At 59.9% G+C, this 16,289-nt stretch carries 18 protein-coding genes and 1 pseudogene; 16 read left to right on the forward strand and 3 right to left on the reverse strand.

Features of this window, described 5'->3' with window-relative positions; all coding sequences use genetic code 11:
* Nucleotides 1–57 precede the first annotated feature (57 nt).
* From DTW90_RS11605 to DTW90_RS11625, 5 genes are all read left to right on the forward strand, one after another.
* Nucleotides 58–657, forward strand: a complete 600-nt coding sequence (locus DTW90_RS11605; protein WP_149338325.1) for an HK97 family phage prohead protease — start codon at nucleotides 58–60, stop codon at nucleotides 655–657.
* Nucleotides 658–696: 39 nt separating this feature from the next.
* Nucleotides 697–1,965 carry a phage major capsid protein gene (locus DTW90_RS11610; RefSeq protein WP_149338327.1) on the forward strand — a complete coding sequence of 423 codons (1,269 nt, stop codon included), beginning with the start codon at nucleotides 697–699 and terminating at the stop codon, nucleotides 1,963–1,965.
* Between the two features lie 162 nt (nucleotides 1,966–2,127).
* Nucleotides 2,128–2,697 (forward strand): phage head-tail connector protein, encoded by a 570-nt coding sequence (locus tag DTW90_RS11615; protein ID WP_149338328.1) that lies wholly within the window; start codon nucleotides 2,128–2,130, stop codon nucleotides 2,695–2,697.
* A 2-nt stretch (nucleotides 2,698–2,699) separates the two neighbouring features.
* On the forward strand, nucleotides 2,700–3,035 hold the full coding sequence (locus tag DTW90_RS11620; RefSeq protein WP_149338330.1) for a phage head closure protein: 336 nt from the start codon (nucleotides 2,700–2,702) through the stop codon (nucleotides 3,033–3,035).
* Nucleotides 3,036–3,132: 97 nt separating this feature from the next.
* On the forward strand, nucleotides 3,133–3,534 hold the full coding sequence (locus DTW90_RS11625; protein WP_149338332.1) for a DUF3168 domain-containing protein: 402 nt from the start codon (nucleotides 3,133–3,135) through the stop codon (nucleotides 3,532–3,534).
* Between the two features lie 3 nt (nucleotides 3,535–3,537).
* Here DTW90_RS11625 and DTW90_RS11630 read toward each other — a convergent pair whose 3' ends face one another.
* On the reverse strand, nucleotides 3,538–4,752 hold the full coding sequence (locus DTW90_RS11630) for an MFS transporter (RefSeq protein ID WP_149338334.1): 1,215 nt from the start codon (nucleotides 4,750–4,752) through the stop codon (nucleotides 3,538–3,540).
* Between the two features lie 128 nt (nucleotides 4,753–4,880).
* Here DTW90_RS11630 and DTW90_RS11635 point away from each other — a divergent pair, with 128 nt between their 5' ends.
* The 11 genes and pseudogenes from DTW90_RS11635 to DTW90_RS37090 all read left to right on the forward strand — a co-directional run.
* Nucleotides 4,881–5,288: a phage major tail protein, TP901-1 family gene (locus DTW90_RS11635; RefSeq protein ID WP_149338336.1), complete on the forward strand. Its 408-nt coding sequence runs from the start codon at nucleotides 4,881–4,883 to the stop codon at nucleotides 5,286–5,288.
* Nucleotides 5,288–5,650 carry a gene transfer agent family protein gene (locus DTW90_RS11640; RefSeq protein WP_149338338.1) on the forward strand — a complete coding sequence of 121 codons (363 nt, stop codon included), beginning with the start codon at nucleotides 5,288–5,290 and terminating at the stop codon, nucleotides 5,648–5,650. Before DTW90_RS11635 ends, DTW90_RS11640 begins: the two co-directional genes overlap by 1 nt.
* A gap of 267 nt (nucleotides 5,651–5,917) precedes the next feature.
* The gene (locus DTW90_RS11645) at nucleotides 5,918–7,228 is read left to right on the forward strand and encodes a site-specific integrase (protein WP_149338340.1); all 1,311 of its coding nucleotides are present in this window, start codon (nucleotides 5,918–5,920) and stop codon (nucleotides 7,226–7,228) included.
* 144 nt (nucleotides 7,229–7,372) lie between these two features.
* A complete protein-coding gene (locus tag DTW90_RS11650) occupies nucleotides 7,373–7,543 on the forward strand; it encodes a helix-turn-helix domain-containing protein (protein WP_149338342.1) in 171 nt (56 codons plus the stop codon).
* A gap of 310 nt (nucleotides 7,544–7,853) precedes the next feature.
* A complete protein-coding gene (locus DTW90_RS11655; RefSeq protein WP_149338344.1) occupies nucleotides 7,854–8,066 on the forward strand; it encodes a helix-turn-helix domain-containing protein in 213 nt (70 codons plus the stop codon).
* Nucleotides 8,063–8,881 carry a hypothetical protein gene (locus DTW90_RS11660; protein WP_149338346.1) on the forward strand — a complete coding sequence of 273 codons (819 nt, stop codon included), beginning with the start codon at nucleotides 8,063–8,065 and terminating at the stop codon, nucleotides 8,879–8,881. Before DTW90_RS11655 ends, DTW90_RS11660 begins: the two co-directional genes overlap by 4 nt.
* 391 nt (nucleotides 8,882–9,272) lie before the next feature.
* Complete coding sequence (locus tag DTW90_RS11665) at nucleotides 9,273–10,556, forward strand: AAA family ATPase (protein WP_149338347.1); 1,284 nt, start codon at nucleotides 9,273–9,275, stop codon at nucleotides 10,554–10,556.
* A gap of 403 nt (nucleotides 10,557–10,959) precedes the next feature.
* The gene (locus DTW90_RS11670; protein ID WP_149338349.1) at nucleotides 10,960–11,559 is read left to right on the forward strand and encodes a terminase small subunit; all 600 of its coding nucleotides are present in this window, start codon (nucleotides 10,960–10,962) and stop codon (nucleotides 11,557–11,559) included.
* A gap of 1,022 nt (nucleotides 11,560–12,581) precedes the next feature.
* Nucleotides 12,582–14,894: an AAA family ATPase gene (locus DTW90_RS11675; protein ID WP_246664928.1), complete on the forward strand. Its 2,313-nt coding sequence runs from the start codon at nucleotides 12,582–12,584 to the stop codon at nucleotides 14,892–14,894.
* A 29-nt stretch (nucleotides 14,895–14,923) separates the two neighbouring features.
* Complete coding sequence (locus DTW90_RS11680) at nucleotides 14,924–15,421, forward strand: hypothetical protein (RefSeq protein WP_149338352.1); 498 nt, start codon at nucleotides 14,924–14,926, stop codon at nucleotides 15,419–15,421.
* 62 nt (nucleotides 15,422–15,483) lie between these two features.
* Nucleotides 15,484–15,682 (forward strand): annotated as a pseudogene (locus DTW90_RS37090) (IS5/IS1182 family transposase); the annotation flags it as partial.
* A gap of 25 nt (nucleotides 15,683–15,707) precedes the next feature.
* On the opposite strand, the gene DTW90_RS11685 reads toward DTW90_RS37090, so the two are convergent.
* Nucleotides 15,708–15,866: a hypothetical protein gene (locus tag DTW90_RS11685; RefSeq protein ID WP_246664936.1), complete on the reverse strand. Its 159-nt coding sequence runs from the start codon at nucleotides 15,864–15,866 to the stop codon at nucleotides 15,708–15,710.
* Nucleotides 15,866–16,289, reverse strand: a 424-nt coding sequence (locus DTW90_RS11690; protein ID WP_149338354.1) for a transposase, incomplete at its 5' end; no start/stop codon positions are given. The genes DTW90_RS11685 and DTW90_RS11690, both read right to left, overlap by 1 nt.

Consider the following 16,289-nt stretch of genomic DNA (forward strand, 5'->3'; position numbering starts at 1 on the left):
CCCATCAAGAATTCCGGGCAACCCCCGCACATCCCATCAGACAATCAGGAGCCTGCCATGACCTTGAGCATCGCCGAGGCGCATTTCCGCACGCGTGCTGAAATCGGCGCCGACACTCGCAAGTTCGCCAGCCTGGAGCTGCGCGCGCTGAGACAGGACGGCAGTTTTTCCGGCTATGCCAGCATCTTCGGCGAGGTCGATCTCGGCAAGGACACGGTCGAGCGTGGCGCCTTTCGCAAGTCGCTTTCCGAGCGCGGGCCGGAGGGCGTACGCATGCTCTTCCAGCATGATCCCTCAGAGCCGATCGGCGCCTGGAAGACGATCCGCGAGGACAGCCGCGGCCTCTATGTCGAGGGTGTGCTCGCCGATGGCGTGGCGCGGGCGAGGGAGGTGCACCAGCTGCTGAAGAACGCGGCACTCGACGGTCTCTCGATCGGCTTTCGCACCGTACGCGCCAAGACCGATTCCAAGTCCGGCGTGCGCCGCATCCTGGAGGCCGACCTCTGGGAGATCTCTGTCGTGACCTTCCCCATGCTGCCCTCGGCCCGCGTTCAGAACGTCAAGAATGCGCGGTGGTTCCGCGATCGTGAAACCGAGCTTGTCCGCCAGATGCGGCGTGCGGCCCGGATGTTGATGACCGAAACCTTCAGACCCTGAAACTTCAGACCCCGAACTATTCAAATAAGGATGATCTTAATGAATGAGCATATCGCCAACGAGGCTCCCGCGCGCGCCGAGCTGGAAATCAAGGCCGTGCCTGACACCATGACGGCCGCCTTCGACGACTTCATGGAGGCTTTCGAGGCCTTCAAGGAGACAAACGACCGCCGCCTCGGCGAGATCGAGCAGAAGCTGACATCCGATGTCGTCACCCGCGACAAGGTCGACCGCATCAACCGCGCCATGGACGAGCAGAAGAAGGTGCTGGACCAGCTGGCGCTGAAGAAGGCCCGCCCGCCGCTCGGTCGTTCATGGGCAGGCTCCACTGATGCCGCCGAACACAAGGCCGCCTTCGAGACCTATATCCGCCGCGGCGACGAGACAGGCCTGCGCGAGCTTGAGGCAAAGGCACTCTCGGTCGGCTCGGATGGCGATGGCGGCTATCTCGTGCCTGACGAGACCGACAGCGAAATCGGCCGCCGCCTTTCCGTCGTCTCGCCGCTCCGTTCGATGGCGACGGTACGCCAGGTCTCCGGCTCGGTGCTGAAAAAGCCGTTCACGACGGCGGGTCTCGCCGCCGGCTGGGTGGCGGAGACGGCTGCCCGCCCGCAGACATCGACGCCGCAGCTCGCCGAACTGACCTTCCCGACCATGGAACTCTATGCCATGCCGGCGGCCACCCAGGCATTGCTCGACGATGCGGCGGTCAACATCGACGCCTGGATCTCGAGCGAGATCGACATCGTCTTTGCCGAGCAGGAGGGCGCTGCCTTCGTATCCGGCGATGGCGTCAGCAAGCCGAAGGGTTTCCTCTCCTATCCCACGGTCGATGAAGCTGCCTGGAGCTGGGGCAATATCGGCTATGTCCCGACGGGCGCTGCCGGCGCCTTCAGCGCCACAGGCCCGTCCGATGCGCTAGTCGATGCGGTCTATTCGCTGAAGGCCGGCCATCGCCAGAACGGCACCTTCGTCATGAACCGCGGCACCCAGGCGGCAATTCGCAAGTTCAAGGATGCGGACGGCCACTATCTCTGGCAGCCGCCTGCGTCAGCCGGCCAGCCCGCCTCGCTGATGGGCTTCCCGGTCGCCGAGGCCGAGGACATGCCTGATATCGCAGCCAATGCCTTCGCCATCGCCTTCGGTGACTTCCGGTCGGGCTATCTCGTCGTCGACCGCACCGGGGTGCGCATCCTGCGCGATCCCTATTCCGCCAAGCCCTATGTGCTCTTCTACACGACCAAGCGTGTCGGCGGCGGCGTGCAGGATTTTGAGGCAATCAAGCTCATCAAGTTTGCGGCGAGCTGAGGACTTACCCTCCCCTTGAGGGGAATCCGAAGGACGGGCGAGACCAGTGGCTCGCCCGGAGGACCGAAGGTCCGGGTGGGGTGATCCCCACCCATCACTCCCCACCCGCAGCTTCGCTGCGACCTCCCCCCTCAAGGGGGAGGTAGAAAGCAGGACACCTCCATGACCTACGCCCTGATCACCCCGCCATCGGCGGAGGTGCTGACCCTTGCCGAGACCAAGGCGCATCTGCGCCTCGATACGCCGGACGAAGACCATCTCGTCACCGCGCTGATCCGCGTCGCCCGCGAGCATCTGGAGCGCACCACTGGCCTATGTCTGATGACGCAGGGCTGGCGGCTCTATCTTGATTCAGTTTCTGAAGACGGCGTGATTCAGATTGCCAGGGGTCCGGTGCAATCCATTGAATCCGTGACGATTTACGATGGAGACGGCGCCGCTTCCTCCGTCTCGCTCGAAGGCCATGTACTGGATGGGCAGGGACGCCCGGCGCGGCTGATGCTGACGCAGCGCGTGAGGCCCGGCCGCGCCGTCAACGGCATCGAAGTCGATTTCACCGCCGGCTTCGGCGCATCGGCGACCGATGTTCCGGACACGCTGAAGCGGGCGATGCTTACCCATGTCGCGCAGATGTTCTCCTGCCGCGGCGTGGTCGCGACAGACGACCAGCCGGCGCTGATCCCGCCGGGATACGACCGGCTGATCGCGCCCTTCCTGCTGCGAGGTCTCTGACCATGCGCTCGACCTTCTTCGATCCCGGCCGAATGAATGCCCGGCTGGAGCTGGAGGCTCCCGTCGAAACGCCTGATGGCCAGGGCGGCGCAACCATCACCTTCGAGGAAAGGGCCGCAACCTGGGCTCTGATCGAACCGGTGAACTACACCGTAGAAGAAGAGGCCGCCGGCGAGACCTTCACGCTCACCCATCGCATCTGGCTGCGCTGGCGCAGCGACGTTGCGGCCGGCATGCGACTGCGCAAGGGCGCGCGCATCTTCTGGATCGGCGCCACGCAGGATCCTGATGAAACGAGGCGATACCTGATCTGCCATTGCGAGGAGAAGAGCGGATGAGCGTCCTTGCGACAATCACGATCCCGGATCTCGCAGCCGCCCTTCGGAGAATGGCCATTGCAGCGCCCGCAACACCACGCTCGCAAAGGAACAAGGAATGAGCGCCGCCAACGAATTGCTCCAGGCCATTTTCACCACGCTCGTGGCCAATGCCGACCTGACGGCGTTGATCGGCCCTGACGGCATCAGCGACAGGCTGGTTTCGGGCAGGCACCTGCCGGCCCTCGTCATCGCCGAGGTGACGACAAACGACTATTCGACCGCGACCGAGCCGGGCGAGGAACATCTGCTGACCCTGCAGGCATGGTCCGACATGCAGGGCCAACGCCAGGCGCAAGCGATCGCCGGCATGACCATAGCGCTTCTGCAGGATGCGGCCTTGCCGCTCGCAACGCAGAGACTGATCAACCTGCAGCATGTCTCGACGAAAGCCCGGCGCGAGCCGAAGACGCGGCTCTTCTGCGCCGAGATGCGGTTTCGGGCGGTGACGGAGGGCTAGCGCTTACGCCGCTTGCGTGCTCGGAACCGCGTTGCGCACAAGCCCCATCAGGGCAATCACGAAAACCATTGCGATAGCGGCGAGGCCCGCGCAGGCAAGAATCGTCGCACCGGCGCCGGCGTAGTCGAGCATGGCGGTGAAGATGACGGGTGAAATCGCGTTGGCGAGGTTCTGCGGCGTGGACAGGCGGGCCGACTGAAGACCGTATTCCTTCGCCGAAAAAAGCGCGAGCGGCAGCAGCGCGCGGGCGACCGCGAGCACGCCGGAGCCGAAGCCATAGATCAAGACGAAAGTGATGAGCAGCGATGTCGATGGCGGGACCAGCAGGAGCATCAGGAAGCTGAGCAGCATCAGGCCGACGCCCATGGCCGAGGTGAGGATCGGATTGCCACGCTTGCCGAGCAGCATGTCGAGCGCCCGGGCCGAAATGCCGATCACGCCGCGTGCTGACCCCAGCTGCAGCGCAAAGGCCGGCGTTGCGCCGGACTGGCGAAACATTTCGAGCAGCGACGGCGCAATGCCGAAGCTGATGAAGCTGCAGAGCGTGGTAGCCGCGGCGATCAGCAGAAATGCCTTGCGCCGATCAGCGGGTGTCAGCTCCACCGGCGGCGTTTCGGCCGCCGCTCCCTGCGTGTGGCTGGCAACCGGTTTCGGCAGGCCGAAGAGATGCAGGGGCAGGCAGACGAAAATGTGCAAAGCCGCGCAGATGAGAAAGGTGATGCGCCAGCCGAAGGCATCGTTGAGCAGCGTGAGGACCGGCCAGAAGATGGTGGCCGAGAGACCGGTGAACAGCATGAGGATGGCGATCACCCGCTTGCCGTTCGCGCCTTCCCGCTCGACGACCGCCGTATAGCAGGGCGCCGAGAGCCCGAGCGCGCCGCCGAAGCCGATCACGACCCAGGCGAAGGCATAGACCAGAAGATTCGTCGTTACCGCGAGCAGCAGCAGGCCGGTCGCGAAGGTGACAGATGCGGCAGCGAGCACCTTTGCCGCGCCGTAACGGCCGAGCCAGCGCCCCGTTGCCGGGCCGGCAATCGCGCTGATCACCATCATGACCGTCAGGCCGGCGAAGATCACTTCGTTCGGAAGCGTCAGCTTTGGCGCGACGATGCGGCCCATGACGCCGAGCATGTCGAAAGTGGTGCCCCAGCCGATGAGCTGGCCGACAGCGAGCACGGCGATCGTCTGCGAGGTGCGGAGCGAAAATGATGTCTGCATGGATTCTGAAATGGAATGAATGAAAAGCCCCGGAGCGATAGCAGCTTCAACTGCAACGCGAAAGGCCAAATCGAACAAATCGGGTACAGCGCTCCAGCCGGGGCGCTTTTCTTTGAAAGGACCACGCAATGGCGGCGCAGAAGGGCAAGGACCTGCTCCTGAAAATCTATAATGGCAGCGGTTATGAGACGGTGGCCGGGCTGAGGACGAAGAAGCTCTCCTTCAACGCGGAGACCGTCGATATCACCGATGCCGAAAGCGCCGGCCGTTGGCGCGAGCTTCTTGATGGGGCAGGGGTGCAGCGCGCCTCGCTCTCCGGCTCCGGCCTGTTCAAGGATCAGGCGTCGGACGAGCTGATCCGCAATGCCTTCTTCAATGGCTCGATCCTCTCCTGGCAGATCGTCATTCCGGATTTCGGCGCTGTGAGTGGGCCATTCCAGGCGACGGCGCTCGAATATTCCGGCGAGCACAATGGCGAGGTCACCTTCGACATCGCGCTGGAATCGGCGGGCGTCATCACCTTTGGTGCGATCTGATGCTGCGACCGAGACCATCTGCCCGCGCCAATCGCCACCGCGGCGAGATCGAGGCTGTCATCGACGGCGAGCGGCGCATTCTCTGCCTGACGCTGGGCGCGCTGGCGGAGCTGGAGACGGCCTTTGCCGTCGACGACCTGACCGGCCTCGCCACGCGCTTTTCTGCCGGACGGCTGAAGGCTGCCGATATGGTCCGCATCATCGGCGCCGGCCTTCGCGGTGGCGGCAATCTGTTTTCCGATGAGGATGTCGCGGCATCAGGCATTGAGGGCGGGATCGCGGCCTATGCCGCACTCGTCCGCGACCTGCTGGCAGCGACATTCCTGGGAGAGGGAGCCGACGCAGCCCCGGACCCCCGCTAGCCGCAGCCGGCGAGGCCCTCGACACCGTGGACGCTCGTGCGCCAAAGCCTTTTCCATGGCGCCGTGTCCTGCATGTCGGCCTCTGCCTGCTGCGGCTTCCGACAAAGGTCTTCCCGCGGCGTCCAGAGATTTCATCTAAGCGCAGATTAAACCTCTGTTTTTTATTAATTTATTTCATATTTATCCCGCGGGCTCTTGTCACATCACGCCACGTCCCGCTAGGATGACTGGGGATTTGACTAGGATTGCTTCAAGGAATGAAACGGAATGGCAAAGGCAGCAAACAAACTTACCGCTTCACAGCTCGGTAAATGCACGGACGCTTACAAGCGGTATAGCGACGGGGCTGGGCTCTACCTTCGGGTAGCTGGCGACGGCAAGAAACGGGCATGGGTGTTCATGTATACGGACAAGGCGACGGGCAAACAGACGGAACTAGGGCTTGGCTCATTCCTGCCGGTTGATGCCGAGAAGGGCGTCAAGCTCGATCACGTCACCTTGGCGCAAGCGCGCGCGGCCGCCGAGAAAATCCGCGATCAAATTAAGGCCGGCGACAATCCTAAAGCCGCGCGGAAACCCGTCGCCGCGAAGACGTTCGGCACAGTCGCTGACGAGCTTATTGCCGATTACGAACGGACGGGCAAATTCAAGGGCGGCGATAAGTCAAAGCACCTCTCGCAGTGGAAGCAAACGATGGGCGAGAACGGCCCGGCGAGGGCGCTTCGGAAAATCCCGGTGGATAAGGTCACGACAGACGATGTTGAGCGCGTCCTCAAGCCGATCTGGAACACGACACACGAGACCGCAAACCGCGTCCGTGGGCGCATTGAAACCGTGCTGGGCTATGCCAAAGCGAAAAAGCTCCGGACAGGCGAGAACCCAGCCGTGTGGAAGGACAATCTCGAGCATTTATTGAAAAGCTCGAAAGACGCCAAGGCGAAGAACCATCACCCAAGGGTGAAATATAGCGACTGCGCGGCGTTCATTGCGGAACTGCGCACGAAGCGGGGCGACGGCTCGCTTGCTCTGGAGTTCACCATTCTTTGCGCATCCCGCGTGGGTGAAGTCATCGGGGCCAAATGGAAGGAAATCGACCTTGCGGCCAGCATATGGACGATCCCGGCAGGGCGCATGAAGGCAAACACTGAACATGTCGTTCCATTGTCCTCGGGCGCAATCGCGATCCTGAACAAGATTGCGACGTTCCGTGGCACTGATCCGGCGGCCTACGTCTTCCAAGGTTGCAGGCGAACCGGCCAGCCGCGTGGCGCGGCTCCGCCGCTGACGCCTTCTGCACTACTTTTCATTGTCCATCTGATCGCGGGGAAAGGTAAGGCAACTGCGCACGGCTTCCGCTCCAGCTTCCGCGATTTCGCCGGAGACATGACGAACCATCCGAGAGAGATTGCGGAGGCCGCGCTGGCTCACACTGTTGGCAATGCAGTTGAACGCACATATCGCCAAAATACCGCCATCGAAAAGCGGCGTGTTCTAATGCAAGAATGGTGCGATTATCTGAACGCTGAGGAGAACGTCGTTTCGCTCTCTGAGGCTAGGGCGGCCCGAAACGCCGGATAAAGCCCAGTCCTTCCATCCTATCGGGGATTGTTCCGGGCCATGGCAATCGCTGTGGCCTTTCGCTCATGCGCTCTCTCGCGCGTTCTTGTCCTAAACCATCGCCAGTTATTGTGTCCTCAACTTACTCAAATGAGAGGACTTATCATGGCGACCAAACTGCTTGACCTTGCTGCCGTCCTTGCCGTCGTACCCGTTCACGCCGCGACCCTGCGCCGCTGGCGTGCGGCCGGCCGCTTTCCGGCTCCTATCAAAATCGGTCGGCGCGTGCTGTGGTCAGCAGCGGCAATCGAGCGCTGGATTGCCGAAGAAGAGTAAGTCCTGCGCGCGCTTTCGCTGCCTTCTCTCCTTGTTCTTGGAACGTTGACGGTGGATGGAGTCTTGTATGTGCATCTCTGTCCCGCCGCCCACCTAAAGTATGCGTAAATTTAATTGTATTCGAGATTCAAACTATTGAAATTGCATCAAAAAATTTCGCACATTTGGAGAATTGACAGCGTGAACGTTTGAAATTGATGAATAATTTCAATGAGTTGCTATTGTTGCGAAAATCGCAAGCCATGGACATTCGCGATTATCCAGCAGTACAAGAAACGAACACGGGGGCAGCAACACGAGAACTTGTGACATGACAGGAAAGAAAGATATCAAGCCGGCAGACCTGGATGGCAAGGCAATCCTGACGATTCTGGAGGCGTGTGCCATCTTGGGGATTAGCCGCACCACAAGCGACAAACTCCACGCACTGGGCGAATTGCAGCGGGTCGCGATGATCGGTCGTCCAGTTTATCGCCGCGTTGATATCGACGCCTATTTGAGCCGAATGCAGGTGGCCGCATGAGCACCTTTCCCTCACCCTCAAAACAGGCAAAGACGATGCGTTACAGCTTCTATGATTACGTGAGCGGAAAGCCGTGGCCGCGTGGCTTGAAGATGGTCGAACTGGGCCATCGGGCACGCTGGACCGAAGGGCAGGTTGACGAAATGCTCCGCCTGGCCTTGCCGGGGAAATCCGCCGGCAATCGGCAAGCGCAGTGGCGCGATGTCGAAATGAGGTGCAACGGATGGCGCGTCCTGCCTTACTGCTTTGGCTATGAGGATGATGGCCGGGCCATCGTCTTCGACCGCGAGTATCGCCCTATCTGCGAGATCGAGACGAGCGGCTATGTCCGTGTGCTGCAGATGGTCAACAGCGGCCGGCGTGCGGGCGATAAAATCTTCATCTATCATGATCTCACCCGACCGCATGAAAGCTGCACGTCTCGGGTCCTGATCGAGCGCATTGTCAAACGGCTGGGCCTGGCTGGCGAGCTACTGAGACGGGCGACATTGGAGCGTGCCGGCGTGCTGCCGCCTTCAGGCCATGGGCGCTTCAACGATCCGGAGTTTGCGCACCCGTGGGGCGACCAACTCGCCCGTTCGCTCCTGAATGCCGGGCTGTTCGGGTTCGACGTGGAAGCTGGCGAAACGTTACGCCTTCGGCCAAAGCGCGGAGCCGCAACGGGCTTCGAGCCTCGACCATTGGATGCCTCCGATATCGACGGGGCGGCGCGGTGGCTCAAGTGCAAGGGCCACGAGGCAAACACGCGCGACGTGGCGGCGGTTATCGACATAGCAGCAGCGCTTCGGCCGGTCATCAACACCAGGATCCCGTGAGAGGAGCTAAACCGTACCGTGGGCCGTGTCGTCGGCTCTACGGGTGCGCGGGTGCACTCTCTTTTGAGTAAGTGGGTGCGTCGGTCTGGCCGTCGCATCCCCCGGCAGATTGTGAGGGGGGGTGATCCGCCAAGCAGTGAGTCGGGGGCGCTGGAAGCTTGTGGCGGATCGCCCCATCCGCCACGGCGGGGTCGATCCTCCAGTAGTGCCCGTTCAAAATCGGCAATTCAACGCGGTTCTCCGTGCCGACGTCCGCAAGCTGGTCGCCGACTTGGCGGCGCCGTGACCTATTGAGCACAGCGCCACTCGGCAAAGCGGGGTGCCTTAGACCCGAACAGGCGCTGTGATCTAACAGCATCATTAGAAAACAACGTAAATTTAGGCGGATGGCATGAGTGATAGTTACTGGGAAAGCTTGCTCTCACAAGGCGCGGAAGAGCATCGAAAGCAGGCTCCCGACTACAGCGATAAAGTTGCGGCAGGGCTGGGGGCCGGTTCTACGTCTCCAGCCTTTGCCGGGGTCGCGCCGAAGTTCAATTTCCGCGCTCAAGAATTCGTGTGGATCGACCCTGCGAATATCCCGCCACGCGATTGGGTATATCAAGACCACCTAATTCGGAAGTTCGTCTCAACCACGATTGCGCCCGGCGGCGTCGGAAAATCGACAGTGACGATCGGCGACGCGATAGCGATGGCCTCGGGTCTCCCATTCATGGGCCGCAAGATCAACGAACGGCATCTACGAACTATGATTTGGAACGGCGAAGACCCGCAAGACGAACTACAGCGCCGCGTCACTGCGACCATGCTGCACCATAAGATCGACCCGCGCGGCCCCATCCGTGGCAGGCTGTTCGTGGCGAGCGGTCGCGATATGCCAATCAAGATCAGCGACGATAACCAACGGATTGCGACGCCCGTTGTTGACGCCCTGATAGACGCGATCAATGACGCCTGCATTGATGTCCTTATCATTGATCCTTTCGTGTCCGTTCACTCTCTGCCGGAGAACGACAATGGGGCCATGGACGCGGCCGTTAAAGCCTTCGCCATGGTGGCTGATAAAACGAACTGTGCTATCGAGCTGGTCCACCATTCCCGCAAGCTGAACGGCATTGATGCGGATATAGACAGCGCGCGCGGTGGCTCGGCCATTGCCGGAGCGGTGCGCGCCGCTCGCGTGCTCAATGTCATGACCAAAGAGGCGGCCGGCAAGCTAGGGATTGAGGAAAACGAACGGCGCTCATTGATTCGTGACGACAACGCGAAATCTAACTTGTGCCCGCCATCAGGAGCGCGGTGGTATAAGCTAATGGGCGAACCGCTCGGCAATCAGACGGAAGACCGGCCGGGCGACTGGATCGGTGTTGCTGCGCCATGGACTGCGCCGCAAGAGGCTGCCGAAACAGTGAGCGACTCTGACCTTCTGGCGGTCCAAAAGGCGCTCCATAATCAGGTCATGCGCCACAGCCCGCAAGCTTCTGATTGGGCCGGCTACAAGGTCGGGGAAATCGTCGGCATTGCCTTGGATGCGGTCGGCAAGAGGCGCGTTGACGCCCTGATTGACCGGTGGGTTAAAGAGGGGTGGCTCAAGGTTGAGCAAACCCGCGATAACCGCCACAAACTGCGGCCCACGGTCAATGTCGGAAAGTGGGCTCCGGAGCCAAAGGAATAAGGCTTTCTGAACATTAGCTGCCGCTTACCGCCGCATAATTTTCGGTGGCGGAAGTAGGTGGAGGAAGTGGCGGAAAATCACGGCTCGTCACTACCGCCACCCCCACCCCTCACCTTAGGGGTGGGGTGGTGGTGGCGGTGGTTTCGGGGTTCGGCTCCGGTGCGTGCTCGCCCGGCAATATTTGAAGGCGAGCGCGCATCTGTCGCCCGCGCCCCGATAAAACTCTCCGCCTGGGATAATCGTGCACAACAGCGCGCACAAGCGCGTTTTAGTCGACAACCATTGCTTCCTAAAACGGTCTCATGGTCCGGCGCTCGCTTCAAGAGAACCTTGAGGGAACGCGCTGGGCGATCAACGGGCACGGACACCGCAATGGACGGCGGTAAGAACTGGAAGACGCGAAATGACGAACGAGCTAACAGCTAAGCAATCCCGGTTCTCCGTGGAATACCTTATTGACCTAAACGCGACCCAAGCCGCGATCCGTGCCGGCTACTCGGAAAAGAGCGCTGCCGATATTGGCGCCGAACTGCTGATTAATCCCGGCGTTCGTAGCGCCATTTCCGACGCTATTGCAGCCCGCACTGAGCGGACCCAAATAACCTCTGATTGGGTGCTCGAACGCCTCGCTGATGACATGGAAGCGGATATCGCCGATCTGTTCGGTGATGACAACCAGCTCCTGCCTGTGGACGAATGGCCGATGGTTTTCCGCAAGGGTCTTGTCTCGGGCTGCGATATTGAAGAGCGTTATGGCGATAGTAGCGGGGGCGGCAGGATGATCACTGGCCGCGTCATCAAGCTCCGGTTTTCCGATCGTCTCAAGCGGCTGGAACTGATCGGTCGCCACGTGTCCGTTAATGCTTTCCGCGACGTGATTGAGGTTCGCGGCTTGTCTGGCCTCGCTGATCGTCTAGCAAGGGCCGCGATGCGCGCTGATGTCGAGGCCGTGCAATTTACTGACGTTACCCCGCCTCTCCCCGCAGCGGCCGCCCCGGGATAGAGATCGACCCTTTCGCTCCTGCCGGGGGAGAGCCGGCGCCCCTTGCGGTGCATGAAGGTGACTGTACGCCGCCCGACCTGCTCGGGGATTGGACAGCTCCGGTTGCGCCTTCCGTTACCCTAGTACCTGCCGTCTCTGTTGTGGCGCCGGTGGAATGGCCGGCGCTGCAGAGGGCAACGATTGAGTGCAACCCGCTCGTCTCACCCTACTGAGGACGAATTTTGATAAACTCCCAACGAAAGTGAATTTCGTGTCTGGCGTAGGCTATTCTTCCGCCGACGGTGTCGCTTAACCATCTAATGTTGCTTTCTTATAATGCGCAGGGAAACTGGCGATCCTAGCGCCTCTCCATATACGGCGGCTTAGGCCTCCGGGGAACTTTGTTTTCGCTGTCCGTTCGGCTCTCGCTCGTCCTCGTTTTCTATGCCCACAGATCGAGAGGCTCGGCTCCTGTTCAGTCATTAACCTATGCGTGAAAGCGCCAAAATTTAACTGCTCCACATTTTTGTCACGGAGGCTGTCGGCCCTCAGCGGACGAAAGTGTTGGCGATAAACGCAACCCATGATAGTCGTTTGTTTGTCATGAAGAGGGAGGTGAGAATAACTCTCTTTAAAGGCCAAGGGCCTCGGGGGTCAGATTTCGACCTCAGGCCCGCTGGATGACAGAGTTTGGGAAATACGGCTTGTAGCGGGCGGTACGGAGCGGAAACATGGACGCACAGGAAGGCGATCTGTCAAACGAAGCAGCAGCTCTTGCCGACATTCTCAGATGGTCGGAAGGCATCCCTGGGTGGCAACGGGATGCCCTGCGGCGTCTGTGTGGCCAGACCAAACTCGACGGGGCCGACCTGGCATCGCTTGTTGCCATCTGTAAAGGCGTTGAGAAAAGCCTGCCGCTAAGCGCGGCCCACGTTCGAGATCCCGCCGCGAGTCATGCCGTCGTCACACTGGGTGCGCTCTACGGCCTATCCAACGTCAACGCGCTAGCGCCAGGCGAACGCCTTTCCTTTGGAAAGACGGGGGTGACGGTCGTCTATGGTGACAATGGCGCGGGCAAGTCTGGCTATGCCCGCGTCCTGAAACAGCTCTGCCGCGCGCGCTCGCCCAAGCGCGACGCGATCCTACCTAATGTCTATGCCAACACATCCGGTCCGCCCTCTGCGAACGTAGAATTTTATATCGGCGGCCAGAAACGAAGCGCCTCGTGGATGCAAGGAAATCCCGCAGATCCGATGCTCTCGGCGGTCAGCGTTTTCGATTCACGCACCGCCAGCGTCCATGTCGAAAACACGAATGATCTCGCCTACACGCCCTTGCCATTACGCATCCTTGCTGGCCTCGCCCAGGCCTGCCAAGATGTAAAATCCAAGCTGGCCGCCGAGATCAGAGCCTTGCAGGAGCAGACGCCGGCCGTTCTTTCTAAACCAGAATGCAATCCGGAGACCGAGGTCGGCAAGCTTATCGCGACACTCTCAAGCAAGACCAAGGCGGAAACCGTCGAGACACTAGCCGACCTAACGGCCGAGGAAGAGGCTCGTCTTCAAACTCTTGTCACCGATCTTGGAAACGATCCGATACGCACGGTCCGCCAACTGCAGGCGCATGAGGCCCGGCTCAAAGCCGTCATTAACCAGCTCGTGGGAGTGGCGGCGATCGCGACCGAGGAATCAAGAATCAATCTACGCAAGGCCCATATGCGCCTTCGTATTGCGCGGAGCGCGGCTGCCGCTGCATCCGCAAGCCTTTTCGCCGACGAGCCGCTACCCGACATCGGCTCGGACGTGTGGAAGTCGCTCTGGGAAGCAGCCCGTGATTACTCCCGCGCGTCAGCCTATCCCGAGAAAAGCTTTCCCGTCGTCGGCGCCGACGCAAATTGCGTTCTCTGTCAGCAGCCGCTCAGCGAAGAGGCCTCAAAGCGCCTCAGCAGCTTCGAATCCTTTGTTCAAGACGAAAGCAAGCGGCGGGAGAAAGACGCCGAGGTAGCCTATACCGAAGCCTTGGATGATGCCGCCTCGAAGACCATCATGATGAGTGATGTTCCGGTCATCGTCACTCTGATCCGGGATGATCTGGGAAAGCAACAGCTCGCTACATCGGTTCGTCGCGAGATTGTTGTCCTTGCCTGGCGGCTGCGCGCCATCAGGCGGACCCACGGTTTGGAAATTCCACCAGCCCTACCACCGGCCATTGAGGTGTCTATTGATCCTCTGCGGGCAACCCTTATCGACATTGAGGCTCGCATGGAAGCGTTGCGATCGGAGGTAAATTCGCCCCAGAGAAAGGCGCTGGTTGCCGAACGGAACGAACTTATTGATCGCAAATGGCTCCGCGTCGTGCAGGTTGACGTCCTCGCCCAGATAACTCGTCTCAAGGCCACTGAGGCTCTTGAGAATTCGAGCAAGGATACGACAACTAACAAGATCACAATCCAGAGTACCCGGATCGCACAGGCCCTTGTCACGAATCGTCTGCGTGGACGTTTTGCTATAGAGGTGGAGAAGCTTGGCGTCGCCGGCCTTGCCATTGAGCTCCAGCAGGCAAAAACGACTGCCGGTGTGCCGTTCTTCCAAGTCCGATTGATCAACAAGCCGAGCGAGCCGGTCGGCAAAGTGTTGAGCGAAGGAGAGCATCGCTGTGTCGCTCTCGCCGCGTTCCTTGCGGAACTTTCCACGATCGACGCACAATCGGCGATCGTATTCGATGATCCCGTCTCCTCGCTCGACCACCTACACCGTGACCGAGTCGCCGCCCGTCTGGCCGAAGCTGGTCAGACTCGCCAAGTTATCGTCTTCACCCACGACATGGCATTCCTCCTGTTACTCGACGAAGCGTGTCGCGCGACCAAGGATCACGAGGCGACGCCCGTTACCTATCGTCTGATCAGCCGTGGCGGCGAAAACTCCGGCTTTTGTCATAAGGACCCACCCGCGAGCGTAATGCCGCTTGGCAAGGTGCTGGACGGCATAAAAGCGCACCTCGCCAACGTAAAGATTCACCATGAGCGCGGCGATCAAGGGAAATGGCTGCGCGAGGTAACCTCTTTCCAAGACCAGTTGCGCGCGGCTTGGGAGCGTGCAGTCGAGGAAGTGGTCGGGCCTGTAATCCGCCGATTGTCGCGCAAGGTTGATACTGCCGGCCTCATAAAGCTCACCGTTCTCTCTGACAACGATTGCACAACAATGCGCGACGCCTATGGCAGATGCTCCATGCTGCTCCACAGCCAGCCCGGCGAGATCAATCCCCGTCTGCCACCGCCGGCCGTTATCCAGATGGAGATCGAGATGCTCGAAAAGTGGCTTGCGGATATTCGGGCTCGACAGGAGAGGGCGGCATGACGAGACGCTAACTAGCGGGTGGACAATCTATGGAAGAGCAGCGTGAGATTCTCGGGGGACTGATCCTTGGAATTAGAGAATTGCTCAGCGACAGGAGGATCGGACGATTCGATACACGTGAAAGAGCTGTTATGGGACGATTAGCTCGCTTCATGGCACCACACTACAGAGGTTGGGACATCGATACCGATCACGAAAGACGGGGCGACGATCCCAAATACCTCGATGTGCTACCCAATGGTGAGCCTGGTCGAAAGCCAATTATTCCAGATATAATTGTCCATGAGCTAGGTACGCAACACAACCTTCTGGTGGTCGAACTGAAATTGAGCGACAACGCAAACATTGCACTCGACCTTTGGAAGCTCTCTCAAATGACGCGTGAGAACGGACTTTACGCCTATTCTGTGGGGGCGCACATCATCCTGAATCTGGATCGGCGAACCGTTGCGCACTCGATAATCTTTATAGGTGGCGCGCCGCACCCGGAGCTAACTGACTGGTTTCAGGGACATTTTCATCAATAGAACGCCGCCCATTTCGGCTTTCAGGAAAAGATCGGTTCGTTGTGACAGATGTAGAAGCTAGATCGGCAACGTTTCTTTGCAAAGATTAAGTTCAGTGTGAGCGTCCGGTGAAGACATTTTCGAGTGTCGAGGGATGGAAGTTATAGGACGCGCTTCATCTCATCGGCCATGACGCGGTCGATCATTTTGGGATCGCATTGCGCGTCAACCAGGAACTCTCGGATACCACTGTCCCACGTCCTGATGTCGGCAAGTAGGCTCTGCAGTTCTTCGATGCCATTCTCGGTTAGACTCTTCGTGCCATCTTCACTGCCATCGCTGACGTAAACGAGTTCGCCTCGGAGATGTTGTCCGAGTTGGCCGTCACTTCCTCGATCAGTTCGAGATTCTCACCGATCTTGCTGGCGACTTGCCTGAGTGTGTAGATGAACCTCAAGCGTGCCATCAGGCGGCCTCGTATCGAGCGTTTGCTGGCTTCCAGTTCCAGGGCAGCATTTCCGCAATTCGATCTTTGGGGTGATCTTGGATCCGGGCCAAGACGTCCTTCAGATAGATCTCCGGATTGTGGCCATGGAGTTTGGTAGTCTCAATGATGGTCAGGATATTGGCGATGCGCTCACCGCCCTTGTCTGACCCAGCAAATAGCCAGTTTTTTCTTCCGATTCCAAGCGGTCTCATGGCCCGCTCGGCTATATTGTTGTCGATCTCAACACGGCCATCGTCGATATAAACGCTCAACGCTGCCCACCGCGAGAGAGCATATCGCATCGCTTCAGCCAGCTTCTGCTTCTGTGGCAGCGTCGAAAGCGTAGCCTCGATCCAGACCTTCAGCTCATCCAGAATGGATCTGGCGTGTTGTTGTCGCAGG

This window comes from Neorhizobium sp. P12A (assembly GCF_008365395.1).
Classification (GTDB): Bacteria; Pseudomonadota; Alphaproteobacteria; order Rhizobiales; family Rhizobiaceae; genus Rhizobium.